The following is a 13558-nucleotide window of genomic DNA, read 5'->3' as shown; positions in this document are numbered from 1 at the left end:
GCGAGCCGCGCGCGACTACCTGCGTGAGCCGCCCCGGCCGCGTGAGCCGCGCGTTCCGGTGGTGCCGCGACGGGAAACACCTCGGGTGCTCTTGCGAGCCGTGCCGCGCTTGGAGCGCGTGCTCGTGGAAGTCTTGCGAGCCGTGGCCCGGCGTCCGGCGACGCGACGCGCGGTGGACTTGCTCCCGGAGCGCGTGGCGCGCACGGGCTTGCGCGTCCTCGAAGCAGCCGCCTTGCGAGCCGACGCGGACCGCTGCGCGGCGGTGCGCTTGCGCGCGGCCTTCTTCGCGGCGGCGCGCACCTTGGGGCGGCGCCGGGCCATCTTGGCCTTGCTGCCGGAGCCACCCTTCATCCCACCGCCGGTGGCCTTGTTCACCGTGGCCCAGGCCCGAGCCGCCGCCGTCTTGTCCGACGTGCCGCGAGCCTCGTAACCCTTCTCGATTTTCTCGGCCATCCGCTTCTGTTTCGCCGTGTACTTCGCCTTGCTTCCTCGTGCCATGCATCGCCCTCCAGGCCTTGCGCTTCACCGGCGCGGAGCCGGCCGCGCCTGAAAGGTGTGCAGCCACCCTGGCACATGGAAGGGGCGCGACGGCCACCTCTGTCCCTCCGCAACTTCTTCCGACGCACCGGGTTTCAGCAAAGCGAGGCCGGACACCGCCGCACTTCGAACCTGGAGCCATCCCCATGAAACGAGTCACCGCTCACCGTCGCATCCTCGCCGCCGCGCTGTGCTTCACCCTGCCCTTCGGGCTCACCGCCTGCGGCGATGACGTACCAGACGAGACCACTCGGTACGTGGGCGAGGCCGCGTCGTATCTCACCGCGGCCGAGGAAGACGGCGCGCTGGGCGCGGACGCGGTGGCGGACACGGACGCGACGCAGCAGGGGGCCATGGCCGATGAGGACGTGAGTGGCCTGGAGACGGAGCCCACCGACGACGGGAAGGCGTGCGACTTCAGCGAGCACCGGCGGACGGTGATGGCGAAGTACGACGACGACGGGGATGGCGCGCTGAACGCGCGGGAGCTGCGCGAGCTGAAGGCGGACGTGGGTGAGCGGCGCGACACCTTGCGCCCCCGGCTGGCGCAGCTGGGCCGACGCGCGCGGCACTGGGCCTTCTGGCGCGTGCGCTGGGCCTTCGACGAGAACGGCGACGGCGCGCTGTCCGCCGAGGAGCGCACCGCGCTGGTGGACGCCATGGAGGCGCGCTGCCAGCGCCTGCGCACCGAGCGCCTGGAGCAGCACGACGCCAACGGGGACGGGACGCTGGACGAGGCGGAGCGGCAGGCGGCACAGGAGGCTCGGCGCGCCCGCTGGGAGGCCCGGCGCCAGGAGCGGCTGGGCACGTACGACGCGAATGACAACGGTGTGCTCGATGCGGGTGAGCGTGTCGCGCTGAGGCAGGACCGGGTGGAGTCCGCCCAGGAGCGCCGGGCGACACTGCTGGCCACGTACGACACCAACGGTGACGGCCGCCTGAGCACGGAGGAGGCCCTCCCGCTGCGTCAGGACATCCAGCGCCGCATCATCGAAGGACGCGACGCGGAGGGCTGAACCTCTGCACGAGACAACCCAATTCCGAGGCAGGAGCGCCCTGACCCGCGACTTTCCTGGGAGTCTTGGACCTCCGCCGTCCCGCCCGCGTTGAGGAGCCGAGCAGCGGGCGACTCGGCTCCCCCACTCTTCTACGGTGGGGGCTGAAGCGGCTTCACGAGCCCGGCCCGCGCCAGCAGCTCCCGCACGCGCCTCGACAGCGCCACGTGCTCCGGGTTGGCCACCGTGAAGCGTTCCGGCGTCAGAACGATGAGCGTACCCTTGTCCTCGACCGGCTCAACGCGCACGGGAGCGGGAAGCGGGGGCACCGTGCCCCAATGACGGGCGAGGTACGTCACCCAGCCCACCCAAATGTCGGCTTTGCCTTCTTCATCGTCCATATCCCGGTGCGCACGAGACATGACCACCGCCCAGTCAGGCTCCCAGGCCACCGCCATGCCGCGCACCACTTCGGTCAGCACGGATGCCGCGAGGATTCGCTCCGCGTTCTTCCCTGGGTAGGGAAGTGACAGTAAGCATGCATTGTCGGTGCTGCATCCGACGTAGCTCCCGCACTGCATTCTCACAGAGACAAAGTTTGAGCCGGTGCCGTCGTTGTATGCCGAGACGGTCCAACCCAACTCTTCAATGAGGGGCCCGCCGGAATCTCGGTTGACGCCGCGCCGGAACGCCTCCGTCAAGGTGGAGAGGTCAGGGGGCATGAGGGGGATTTTCCGTCCCTTTCGCGGCTTGGGAAGCTTGTTCCAGTGCGCCAGCAGGGGGTCACACGCGGCCAGCATGTTGAGGAAAGTCCCTGCTCGTCGGGCGCACTCCTCTGGGGATTCCCGTCTCGGCCCCCAGTGGGCACCAGCGTAGTAGCTCTCGGGGTAGGCCCTGGGCGCGGATGGAACGGTCATGATTCGCTCTTCTGAGGGTACCAGGGGACGTGCCAGGGTGTGGATGGCGGTGATCTCCTTGTAGCCATCGAACTTCACGCCACCGCTGTTCCTGCCCACGCCACCCACCCAGGAGGCGTCATCGTAGGAGTGTCCTGAAATCTGTTCCTGGTACGCCCGAGCACGAGGGGACGCGCCCTTGCTCGCGCGGGGCCATACAGGGGCAACGGCCGTGGGGTGAAAGGCCCGCGACCGCTGAGGATTGCGAACCCTTTCAAGTGGACGCGGAGGGCTGAACCCTCGCCTCCCAGCTCGCCCCCCCGCGTCCCCGGGGATGTCGCATGACCGCTGTCTTTCGGTCCTCTTCCCCCAGAGACCGCTGGCCCCTTCGGCTCCGCGTGCACACCTTTTCCGGCACGCAGCAAGGAGGAGGTCCCCCTGGAACCCGCGCTCATCGAGCCTCCACGCCGGCTGGCCCCGGACGACGGGCCGGCGGCCCTGGTGGTCAACACGCAGTCTCGCTCGGGCAGGGAGGCCTATTCGCTCGCCCGGGATGCCCTCGCCTCGCGGGGCGTCATCCTGACGGAGAGCCACGCGCTGTCGAAAAGCGGACGGCTGCGCCGCGTGCTGGAGCAGATGCTGGCGCGTGGCACGCGCCGCATCCTCGTCGGGGGCGGAGACGGAACGCTGAGCGGCGCGGTGGCACATCTGCTGGGGCGCGACGTGACGCTGGGCGTGCTGCCGCTGGGCACCGGCAACGACTTCGCTCGCTCCCTGGGCATCCCTCCCGACGTGGAGTCCGCGTGTGACGTCATCGCGAAGGGCTATGCGGCGCGCGTGGACGTGGGGCTCGCCAACGGACGCCCCTTCCTCAACGCGGCGAGCCTGGGCCTGGCCGCCGCGATTGCCCGGCGACTGACGAAGCGCCTGAAGCAGCGCGCGGGCAAGCTGGCCTATCCGGTGGCCGCCGCCGCCGAGGCGAAGGACCTGCGGCCCTTCCGCATCCGCATCAAGGCGGATGAACAGGAACTGGAACTGGATGTGCTCCAGCTCGTGGTGGGCAATGGGCGCTACCACGGCGCGGGCAACATGGTGGCGCCCGATGCGCGCCTGGATGACCGACGGCTGCATGTCTACGCCGTCGCCGCGCCCTCCTCGACCTCCGGCCGGGACGGCACGGGCCTGGGCCAGCTCCAGGACCTGGCCACGCTCGCGCGCGTAGCGTTGTCGGTGCGCTCCGGGGAGCACGGGGAGAACCCCGCCGTCACCTCGCTGCTCGCCGTGCGGCTGTATGTGGAGGCCACGCCTCCGCAGGAAGTGAACGCGGACGGAGAGCTCGTCGGCATGACGCCCATGCGCTTCGAGGTGGCCCCCGCGGCCCTGCGCGTCTACGCGCCCGCGCCCTCCTGAATTCCGAAATGACCCAGGCTGTCCTAGGCTGGCGTCCTCCCGAGGACGAGCCATGCGCCTGCGGTCCCAACGTCCCATCTTCTTCGCCGCCCTCCTCGCCATCGGCGCGGTGCTGTTGCTCTGGTTCCGCGTGCCGAGGCCCGGCACGCCCTCCGACCCGGCGCCCTCCGCGCCTCGCGAGACGCAAGCCTCCTCCAGCGGCGGTGGCGTCACCGCCCGCGCCGAGTCCGTGTCCGCCGTGGTTCGCGACGAGCCCGCGGCCCCCGACGAAGGCGCCTTCGTGGTGCGCGTGGTGGGCGCGTCCGGTCCGGTGGCGGGCGCGAACGTGCGGGCCTGGCGCAAGCAGTCGAAGGACCTCGTCGATGCGGCGGCGTCCTCCTGGCGGCTCGCGGCCGAGGGCACCACGGGCGAGGACGGCACGCTGCGCCTGCCCACCCGGCCGGGCGACTACCTGCTGTCCGCGCACGCCGAGGGCCATGCTCCCGCGCGGCGCGAGGCGACGCGTCCCGCGGGTGAAGCGGAGACATCCGTCGAGCTGACGCTGAGCGCGGGCGTGACACTCCAGGGTCGCACGGTGGCGGAGAACGGCGGTGAGCCGGTGCCGCTGGCGGAGGTGACACTGCATCCGTACCCGGGGGCCGCCATCGCCTGGGCTGAGCCCGCGGCGATTGCCGAGGAAGCCGTGACGGCGACGAGTGACGAGCGCGGCCAGTTCCAGTTCACCGGACTGGCTCCAGGCCGCTATGGCCTCACGGCCGAGGCGCCGGGCTTCAGCCGCCGCACGCTGCGCTTCCTCCATGTGCCCCAGCAGGGAGAGCTGGTGGTGGGGTTGTGGGGCGCGGGCACGCTGGAGGGCTTCGTGGTGGACGGGAAGGGCCAGCCCGTCACCGGCGCGCAGGTGACGGCCTCTGGAGGAAGAGCGCCCGTGAGCACCACTTCGAGCGAAGGCGGCGGCTTCGCGCTCGAGGTCGGCGGTGGTGACTGGGTGCTGTCCGCGCGACATGGCGACGCGGTGGGCCGCGTGCCCGGCACGCTGTTCGTGGCGCCGGGCGAGACGTTGCGCGGCCTCACCGTCGCGCTGGGCTCGACGAGCGGACTGACCGGACAGGTGAGGTCTACCGGCGATGAGGCTCCGGTGCGCGGCGCGGTGCTGGTGGTCAGCCCCACGGGAGCCGACGGTGAGCTGGCGCGCACCACGTCCGGAGGCGAGGGCATCTACCGGCTGGGCCTGCCTCCCGGTGAGTACGACGTGCAGGTCCACGCTCCGGGCTTCGCCAGCGCCACGCATGACGGCGTGGTGGTGTCCGAGGGTGCCCACGCGACGCTCGACGTGAAGCTGGAGCCGGCCACCGCCGAGGTCGAGGGCGTGGTGGTCAACCCCCAGGGTCAGCCGGTGGCGGGCGCGGAGGTGCGAGCCCAGCCGCCGCGCAACGGCGGGGGCGCGGCGGCCACCACTCGCACGGACTCACAGGGTGCGTACACGCTGAGCGGGCTGGTGCCCGGCCGGACGTCGGTGCGCGCGCGGCGCGATGGCTCGCAGGGCTGGACCAGCCGCGTGGAGACCTTGAAGGCCGGCACGCGCACGCGCGTGGACCTGACGCTGACCGAGTCCGGCATGGTCCAGGGAGTGGTGACGCAGTCCTCGGGCAAACCCCTGTCCGAGCCCGCGGTGGTGCGCGCGGTGCCACGCGGCGCGCCCGGCGGCACCTCCGACCTGGCGTGGGCGGAGACGGACGCGGCGGGGATGTACCAGTTGGAGCTTCCGGCGGGCGTGTACCAGCTCACCGCCGTGCTGCCCCGCGCGCGCTTCATCTACTTCCAGGATGACGACCCCAGCGTGACGGTGCAGGCGGGGAGCGCCGTGCAGCAGGACCTGGTGCTGGTGGAGGAGCGCGGCATCTCCGGCACGGTGCGCGAGCCCTCTGGAGCGCCCAGCCCCTTCGCCGTCGTGGCCGCGGTGCAGGGGGGAGACATGCCCTTCACCATGCGCGTGCAGGCGGACGAGAACGGAACGTTCGCCATTCCCACGCGGCCGGCGGGTGCGCCGCCGCTGCAGGAGCTGGCGGCCCACAACGGGGGGCGCGTGGTGAGGGTGCCCTCGGTGCGCGAGGGCCAGGGGTTGATGGACCTGCGCCTGAAGCCCGCGGCCCACCTGCGCGGCCGGGTGGTGGCGCGCGGTGGAGCGGTGCCCGCGGGCTTCACGTTGAGGCTGACGGAGGACAACGGCGAGGAGCTTCCATGGGAGCCCCTGGCGCCGTCCACGCGGCGCTTCAGCGGAGACACCTTCGAGATGAGGGATGCGCCCGGGCAGGTGGTGAAGGTGCATGTCCAGACGCAGGACGGGCGCACCGGTTCGGCGAGGGTGGCACTGGAGCCGGGCGGCAGCGCGAACGTGGAGGTGTCACTCTCGACGGGAGGCGCGGCCTCCATCATCGGGCGCGCGGTGTGGAGTCGGGGTGGTGGTCCAGCCGCGGGTGTGGCGGTGTTCCTGGACCGCGCGGTGACGGCCAGGCCCGACACCGTCACCGGAGTCGACGGCCGCTTCCATCTGGACGAGGTCCGACCCGGTCCGCACACCGTGAGGCTGATGCCGCCCGAGGGGCGCGTGGAGACGCACTCCGTGAAGGTGACGGAGGCGGAGACCTCGGACCTGGGCGACGTGACGGTGTCCCCGCGCCGCGCGACGCCAGGCACCGTGGGCGCGGGGTTCAGCGAGGAGCGCGGTCAGGTGGCCGTGGCGTGGCTGACGCCGGATGGGCCCGCCGCGCGCGCGGGTGTGGCGGTGGGTGACCGGTTGCTCGCGGTGGACGGGCTCGTCGTGCGCGACAGGTCGGAAGCGGAGGCGCGCACCCGAGGCGCTCCCGGTACACCCGTGCGCCTCCAGGTGCGGCGCGAAGGCGGAGAGCGCGAGCTGCAGGCCACTCGCGCGGAGTGAGGCGGGCCGCAGCTTCGCTCGCACGCGCGGGGGTCCTCCCCTCCGCGCGATGTGATGCCGGCTACACCTTCTCCAGCACGCGCGACAGCACCTGCGCGGTGAAGTTCACCAGCGGAATCACGCGGCGGTAGTCCATCCGCGTGGGGCCGATGACGCCCACCGTGCCGAGCACCTGCTCCTGGTTGCCGTAAGGGCTGGCGATGACAGACACATCACCCGCGGCGGAGAAGTCGCTCTCCGCGCCGATGAAGATCTGCATCTCGTTGGCGCGCTGCACCTGGTCCAGCAGCGACAGCAGACGGTGCTTCTCGTCCAGCGTCTTGAAGAGCGCGCGCATGCGCTCCACGTCCGCGAACTCCGGCTGCTCCAGGAACGAGTTGGTGCCCTGGATGAGCACGCGCTCCGTGGTCGGCAGGTCCGTGGCCGCGGCCCCCAGCTTGAGCGCCTTGGCCGTCATCGCGTTGTAGAGCGCCTGCTCCTGGTCCATCTCCGAGCGGATGCGCTCACGCGCCTCCTCCAGCGGAACCTCGTGCAGGAGCTCCGACAGGTAGTTGCTCGCCCGCATCAGCTCGTCCGAGGTGATGGGGAAGTCGACAGTGATGGCCTTGTTGTGCACCTGCCCGCTCTGCCCCACCAGGATGGCGAGCACCCGGTCCTCGCGCAGACGGACGAACTCGATGCGACGGAACACCGCGGACTCGGGCCGAGGTGTCACGACGACGCCCGCGTGCCGCGTCAGCGAGTGCAGGAGGCGACTGGCATCCCCCAACACCTCTTCCAGATTCGCGTCGTGGAAGAGGCCCGCGTGGATGAGTTCCCTGTCTCGCGGCGTGGGGTCCTTCAGCTTGACCAGCGTGTCCACGTAGAAGCGATAACCCGCGTCAGTGGGCACCCGGCCCGCGGAGGTGTGCGGCTTCTCCAGGAACCCCAGCTCCTCCAGATCCGCCAGCACGTTGCGCATCGTGGCCGAGGAGACCTCGAACCCAGGCCGGCGAGCGAGCTGCTGGCTCCCTACCGGCCCGCCCGTGGAGATGTACTCCTGCACCACGGCCCGGAGGACTTCCTTCTCGCGTTCACCCAGCTCTTCGGACATCCAGGGGCTCTCACTCTGAAGCATGCGGCCAGCCACCGCGCCGCGAGCGCTCCACGAGACCCAAGTGTAAGAAAGCCTGTCCGTGGGTTCAATCCACGTCGGAAGGAGACATGCGGCCGAAGGGTGGTCCCCGCCCTCGCACCACCCACCAGGGAGCCAGGCAGGCGCCGCCGCATCCAACCTGGCGCGCACTCGCACTGTACCGCCCGACGACTCTACCGACTGTGGGGTACGGCAATGCGCACATGGCCCGTGGGGAGGTCGGACGCTACAAGCCGCGCCACCGTGTCCGCCTCGTCCGCCGCCTCGTCCCTGTCCACGCCTTCCACTCCCGCCCTCTCCCCCGTCGCGTCCCCTGTCGCTGGTGACGCGCTCCAGTCGGGTGCCTCGCGCGGCCGCATCCTGCTGTGCCTCGTGACGCTGTACCTCGTTTGGGGCTCCACCTATCTGGCCATCCGCTGGGTACTCCAGGGTGGCATGACGCCATTCCTCGCATCAGGAACGCGCTTCCTGCTGGCGGGAGCGCTGTTGTTCGGCGCGATGTGGCTCAAGGGCTCGCCGGTGCCGACCGCGCGACAGTGGGGCTCCAGCGCGGTGGTGGGACTGCTGCTCTTGGGTGTGGGCAACGGCGGGCTCGTGTTCGCGCAGCAGTGGGTGCCCTCCGGCGTGGCGGCGCTGGTGGTGGGCAGCCTGCCCATGTGGTCGGCGCTGTTCGGTGGACTGTTCGGCCAGTGGCCCGGAAAGCTGGAGCGCTGGGGGCTGGCGGTGGGGTTTGGCGGCATCGTCCTGCTGAACCTCGGGGGCGAGCTGGGCGGGAGTGGGTGGGCCACGTTGGCCCTGCTGGTGTCGCCGATGAGCTGGGCGCTGGGCTCCGTGCTCGGACGCCGCATGCCGATGCCCCAGGGGATGATGGCGCCCGCGGCGCAGATGCTCTGCGGTGGCGCGCTGATGCTGACCTTCGGGCTCCTGCGTGGCGAGCACCTGACGGCCATGCCGGATGCGCGCGCGCTCGCGGCCTTCGCGTACCTGGTCACCTTCGGCTCGCTGGTGGGCTACACCGTTTACGGCTACCTGATGCGGCACACGAGCCCCTCGGTGGCCACCAGCTACGCGTACGTCAATCCGGTGGTGGCGGTGCTCCTGGGCGTCGTGTTCGCGGGCGAGTCGATGAGCCCCCTGTCGTGGGTCGCCATGGCCGCGATTCTGGGCGCCGTCGTGCTGCTGACCCGCAAGCGCTGAGCGCCGCGCGAAACTCGCGGACCCTGTGTGCTCGAAGGTCCGCACGTCGCGTGACACCCCGGACGAGAAGGGGCAGACGGCGCTTGACGCTGGTGCCCTCCCTCGCTGTTTAACGGGGGGATGGAATCCATCCGCGCGCTCTGTCTCGCATGGCTGCTGGTGGGTGGCCTCGCCGCCGCCGCGCCCGTCGTCCAGGTGCCCGAGGGCGGCGCCGGCGTGCCGGTGGTCTCGAAGGGTGTCGTCTGTGGTCCGCTGCGAGCAGGCTGGACGCTGGCGTCGGACAGTCGGACCCTGCGGCCTCCGCAGCGGGTGGAGCAGGACGACGCGCGCATCCAGGAGTTGAAGGTGGCGTCGTCGGTGGGGCAATGCGAGACGACGGAAGAGCGCGTCACCGTCATCGCCACCGGCGCCTTTCCGCGCGTGGACGCGGCGGCGACGAACTTCTTTCCGGACGAGGGCCGCGTGGAGCTGCGCGGCGCGGGGCTGGACCACGTGGGCATCTCCTGGAGCGGGACGCCCCGGGGTGAGTCCCAGCCCCAGCTCATCGAGGGACAGGACCGGTGCCTGGCGCCCTCGACGGAGCGGGGGCCGGCGAGCTGCACGGTGCCCGTGGCGCGCGGGCTGCCCACGGACGCGGCGCTCTACTGGACACCGCCTCATGGTCGGCATGGACCGGATGTCACGACGTATGACGCGTCTGGCAACGTGGTGGACCCGGAGACGTTCCGGCTTCGCCCCGGGCGCGTGGTGCTGACCCAGCCGCTCATCCAGTCGGGTGGCGTGGATGTGTCGCGAGGGCCGGGCTCGGTGGCGCTGAGCCACTCGGAGGCACTGGCGTCGGTGGACTGCGGGCCGGTGCGCTGCGAGGTGAACGAGGGCACGGTGTCGCTGCGCAACGTGCCGGGCGTGGACGTGAGCGTGACGCTGCGCCTGCGCCTGGCGCCGCGCATCTACTTCGCGCGCGGCGAGGTGCTGGAGCAGGTGCTGCTGGAGACGCTCCCCGTGCTGGCGTGTCCGCTCACGGCCGTGGAGGGCACGGTGCTGCGCGACGCGGAGAACGCGGCGATGGTGGTGCGGCTGGACACGTCATGCCAGCACGACCCGCGCAAGCTGTTGTGGTCGATGAACGACCAGCGGGCTCGGGTGGAGCGCGTGGTGAAGGCGCAGGACGGCGTCTATGTGTTGCTGCGCACGGGAGGCACGTCCGAGCAGCAGGTGACGGTCATCGCGCAGACCTCACGGGTGGAGGGCTCGGTGGTGGCGTCGGATACGACGAAGACGCAGCCGCTGCCCGTGCCGCGCGCGTCGCTGGAGCTGTCGGACCAGGGGGCCATCGACTTCATCCCCATCAACCGGCCGGCGGAGCTCATCGTGGCCTCGAGCGGAGAGCAGGGGCGCTTCGTTCCGCGTCCGGTGGCCGGGGCCTACAGCATCATCTCGCGGGACGGGACGACCTATGTGCAGGGCGAGCCCACCGCGGGCGGCTTCGTGTCGCTGCGCTTCGGCTATCAGGTGTCCACGCTGCCGGGAGAGCTGGCGACGGCGGACCTGTTCGTCGTCAACGAGCGGGTGCAGCGCTCGGTGCGCGAGGCCAGCGTGCCCATCCGCATCGAGAGCGTGGTGGAGCTGGTGTGCGCGGACAAGGAGGGCAAGGACCAGGTGCTGGAGCCCAGCCGTCCGCACCGAATCAACTACGAGATGCGCAACTCGTGTCGGGTCATCATCCACCGGGAGCGGCTCAAGCCCGAGCAGGGCACGCAGGAAATCGTGCTGCGCATCGACGTCACCAAGGCGGACGGCTCGGCGCGAGGGGAGAGTCACGTGGAGCAGCGGATGTTGCTGCGTCCGCAGGGCGAGGCCCGGACCATTCCCGTGCCGGGGCAGCTGGCGCAGTTCGACCGGATTCTCGTCCAGGTGTCGCTGGTGGCGGACGAGTCGCGGTACGCGCTGAGCACGTCGGACCGCTCGGGGCTGCCGTCGGCGCAATGGACGGCCATCGTCAGGGGTGGGCGCTTCCGGCTGTACACGACGGCGACGATTCCGGCGGGCCTCTACCGGGCGACGGAGCCCAGCGGGCAGCTCATCCTCAACTTCGGCGTGGTGTCGCGACTGGCGCTCTTGAACAACGAGGGACAGGAGCGGCTCCTGGGTATCGAGATGGGGCTGATGGGCATGGGGTTGATTCCCCAGTCCGGCGACATCGAATTCCCGCCGACGCTGGCGGTGGTGCTGGGGCTCAGCTTGCGCGTGCCCATTGGACCGGGAGCGGCGGTGGGGGCGCAGGCGTGGGTGGCGCGCGAGTTCCGGGACGACATCACCCGCCGCTCCGACGGCTCCGTCGTCCCCTCCAGCCGCTGGTCCTTCATCTTCGGGCCCAGCATCTCCGTGGGAAACGTGGGCTTCAATCTCTGACGCCGCGCTCGCGCGCCGGCGCCCTGTCAGCTCGCGGTGCGCGTGCCGTGCTCGTGATGCACGCCGACTCCGGGGGACTCCGTCTCACGGGGCAGCCAGACGTTGAACGTGGACCCCTGGCCCGGCACGCCCTGGGACTCCACCCAGATGCGTCCGCCGTGCTGCTCGACGATGCCCTGGCTGATGGTGAGCCCCAACCCCAGGCCGCCGTACTTGCTGCCGTGCGCGCGCCCGAAGCGCTCGAAGATGAGCGCCTGCTTGTCCTTGGGAATCCCCACGCCGCTGTCCTTCACGGACAGGTGCACCCCTTCCTTCCCCTCGCGCACCAGCCGCACCAGCACCGCCCCACCCTCCGGTGAGTAGCGGATGGCGTTGGACAAGAGGTTCGTCAGCACCTGGTCCAACCGACCCCGGTCCCACGTCCCCTCCAGGTGCTCCGGCGCCTCCACCTGGATTTCATGCCCCTGCGACAACACCGCCATGCGGTCCCGCGTCTCCTGCACCAACTGGCCCAGGTCGAACTTCTCCAGCTCCAGCGACAGCCGCCCCGCCTGCAGCCGGCTGATGTCCAGCAGGTCCTCCACCAGCTTCGCCATCCGGTCGATTTGCCGGTTGATGATTTTCAGCGACTTGCCCGGCCCTGCTTCCGTCTCGCCGCCCAGCTTCAAGAGCGCCAGATGCGCGTGCCCCTTGGCCGCCGCCAGCGGCGTGCGCAGCTCGTGGCTCGCCGCCGCGAGGAACGCGTCCTTCGCCTCGCTCGCCAGCCGCAGCGCGGTCTCCGCGCGCTGACGCTCGGTGATGTCGCGCGCCACGGAGATGAACCGCCCCCCGGGCCCCTCCGCCGCCGACACGAACTGGAGCACCACCTCCACCGGCACCTCGGTGCCATCCCTGCGCCGGTGCGTCGTCGAGTACGTCTGGCTGGGCAACGTCCCACTCACCAACGGCGCCAGCAGCTTGCGGAACCCCGCCTCGTCGAAGGCGCTCTCCACCTCCAGCACCGACAACCCCACCAGCTCGTCCGTGCTGCTCGACAGTTGCTTGGCCGCGCCCGCGTTGGCGTACGTGAGCGTCAGCGAGTCCGGCGAGAACATCAGGACGCAGTCCAACGTCGCGTCCAGCGTCATCTTGAAGCGCCCCAGCGCCTCCTCCGCCCGCCGCTTGTCGTCGATGTCCGTGGCCACGGCAATCCAGCCCACCACGTGCCCGGACTCGTCCCGCTCCGGCACCGCGCGCGCCAGGTGCCAGCGATACACGCCGTCGAAACGCCGCAGCCGGAACTCACGCTCCACCCGCTGGCTGGAGCGGATGGCCGTCTCCCACGCCGAGCGCATCTCCTCCCGGTCCACCGGGTGCACGAACTCCAGGAACGTGCCCAACGACAGCGGATGCTCCTCGTGGATGCCCGTGTAGTCGCGCCCCGCCCGGTTGGCGTAGGTGAACGAGCCGTCCGCCCGCGCCGCCCACATCACCTCCGGCAAGGACTCCGTGAGCCGCCGGTAGCGCAGCTCGCTCTGCCGCTCCACCGCCTCGCGCTCGCGCTGGCGCAACATCGCCGCCTGCCGCTGGATTTGTTGTTCCTTGAGGAACAAATCCACGAAGACGCTGACCTTCGAGCGGAGGATTTCCGGGTCGAAGGGCTTGAGCAGGTAGTCCACCGCGCCGTGCGCATAACCCTTGAAGATGTGGGCCGCGTCGCGGCTGAGCGCGGTGAGGAAGATGATGGGAATGGTGCGCGTGCGCTCCCGCTGCTTGATGAGCGTGGCCGTCTGGAAGCCGTCCAGGCCCGGCATCTGCACGTCCATCAGGATGACGGCGAAGTCGCGCTGAAGCAGGAACTTGAGCGCCTCCTCGCCACTGGTCGCTTTGACAAGCTCCTGCCCCAACGGCTCGAGGATGGCCTCCAGCGCCAGCAGGTTGGACGGGTGGTCGTCCACCATCAGGATGCTCGCCCGGGGACGGCTTGCGCCGTCCTGGGGGCGTTCGGCGGAGATGTGTTCGCTAGGCGTCATTGAAATAGGAGCAAGGTATGCCCCGACCG

Annotated in this window: 9 protein-coding genes; 5 read left to right on the top strand and 4 right to left on the bottom strand. The window is 70.7% G+C overall.

The features are described 5' to 3' along the window. Positions 1-15: 15 nt before the first annotated feature. Complete coding sequence (locus tag HUA75_RS14655; RefSeq protein ID WP_174454101.1) at positions 16-498, bottom strand: transcriptional regulator; 483 nt, start codon at positions 496-498, stop codon at positions 16-18. Between the two features lie 185 nt (positions 499-683). Here HUA75_RS14655 and HUA75_RS14650 point away from each other — a divergent pair, with 185 nt between their 5' ends. Continuing rightward, positions 684-1553 (top strand): calcium-binding protein, encoded by an 870-nt coding sequence (locus tag HUA75_RS14650; protein ID WP_174486745.1) that lies wholly within the window; start codon positions 684-686, stop codon positions 1551-1553. Between the two features lie 131 nt (positions 1554-1684). Here the strand turns inward: HUA75_RS14650 and HUA75_RS14645 are convergent, their stop codons facing one another. After that, on the bottom strand, positions 1685-2527 hold the full coding sequence (locus HUA75_RS14645) for an immunity 52 family protein (protein ID WP_371746111.1): 843 nt from the start codon (positions 2525-2527) through the stop codon (positions 1685-1687). 399 nt (positions 2528-2926) lie between these two features. Here HUA75_RS14645 and HUA75_RS14640 point away from each other — a divergent pair, with 399 nt between their 5' ends. Continuing rightward, positions 2927-3838 (top strand): lipid kinase, encoded by a 912-nt coding sequence (locus HUA75_RS14640; RefSeq protein ID WP_246137550.1) that lies wholly within the window; start codon positions 2927-2929, stop codon positions 3836-3838. A 52-nt stretch (positions 3839-3890) separates the two neighbouring features. Then, positions 3891-6773, top strand: coding sequence for a carboxypeptidase regulatory-like domain-containing protein (locus tag HUA75_RS14635; RefSeq protein ID WP_174486744.1), 2883 nt, complete (start codon positions 3891-3893; stop codon positions 6771-6773). 61 nt (positions 6774-6834) lie between these two features. Here HUA75_RS14635 and hrcA read toward each other — a convergent pair whose 3' ends face one another. Further along, positions 6835-7866: a heat-inducible transcriptional repressor HrcA gene (gene hrcA / locus HUA75_RS14630; RefSeq protein ID WP_141646294.1), complete on the bottom strand. Its 1032-nt coding sequence runs from the start codon at positions 7864-7866 to the stop codon at positions 6835-6837. A gap of 285 nt (positions 7867-8151) precedes the next feature. Here hrcA and yedA point away from each other — a divergent pair, with 285 nt between their 5' ends. Together yedA and HUA75_RS14620 are read left to right on the top strand one after the other, a co-directional pair. After that, positions 8152-9105, top strand: a complete 954-nt coding sequence (gene yedA / locus HUA75_RS14625; protein WP_371746110.1) for a drug/metabolite exporter YedA — start codon at positions 8152-8154, stop codon at positions 9103-9105. 120 nt (positions 9106-9225) lie between these two features. Beyond that, positions 9226-11517, top strand: a complete 2292-nt coding sequence (locus tag HUA75_RS14620) for a hypothetical protein (protein WP_174460843.1) — start codon at positions 9226-9228, stop codon at positions 11515-11517. A gap of 26 nt (positions 11518-11543) precedes the next feature. Here HUA75_RS14620 and HUA75_RS14615 read toward each other — a convergent pair whose 3' ends face one another. Beyond that, positions 11544-13529 (bottom strand): PAS domain S-box protein, encoded by a 1986-nt coding sequence (locus HUA75_RS14615; protein WP_141646819.1) that lies wholly within the window; start codon positions 13527-13529, stop codon positions 11544-11546. Positions 13530-13558 lie beyond the last annotated feature (29 nt).

Origin of the sequence: Myxococcus sp. CA040A (assembly GCF_013336725.1) — a bacterium.
In the GTDB taxonomy this organism is placed as follows: domain Bacteria; phylum Myxococcota; class Myxococcia; order Myxococcales; family Myxococcaceae; genus Myxococcus; species Myxococcus llanfairpwllgwyngyllgogerychwyrndrobwllllantysiliogogogochensis.
Note: the sequence above shows the minus strand (reverse complement) of the source record. Positions and strands in the feature narration are given on the sequence as shown.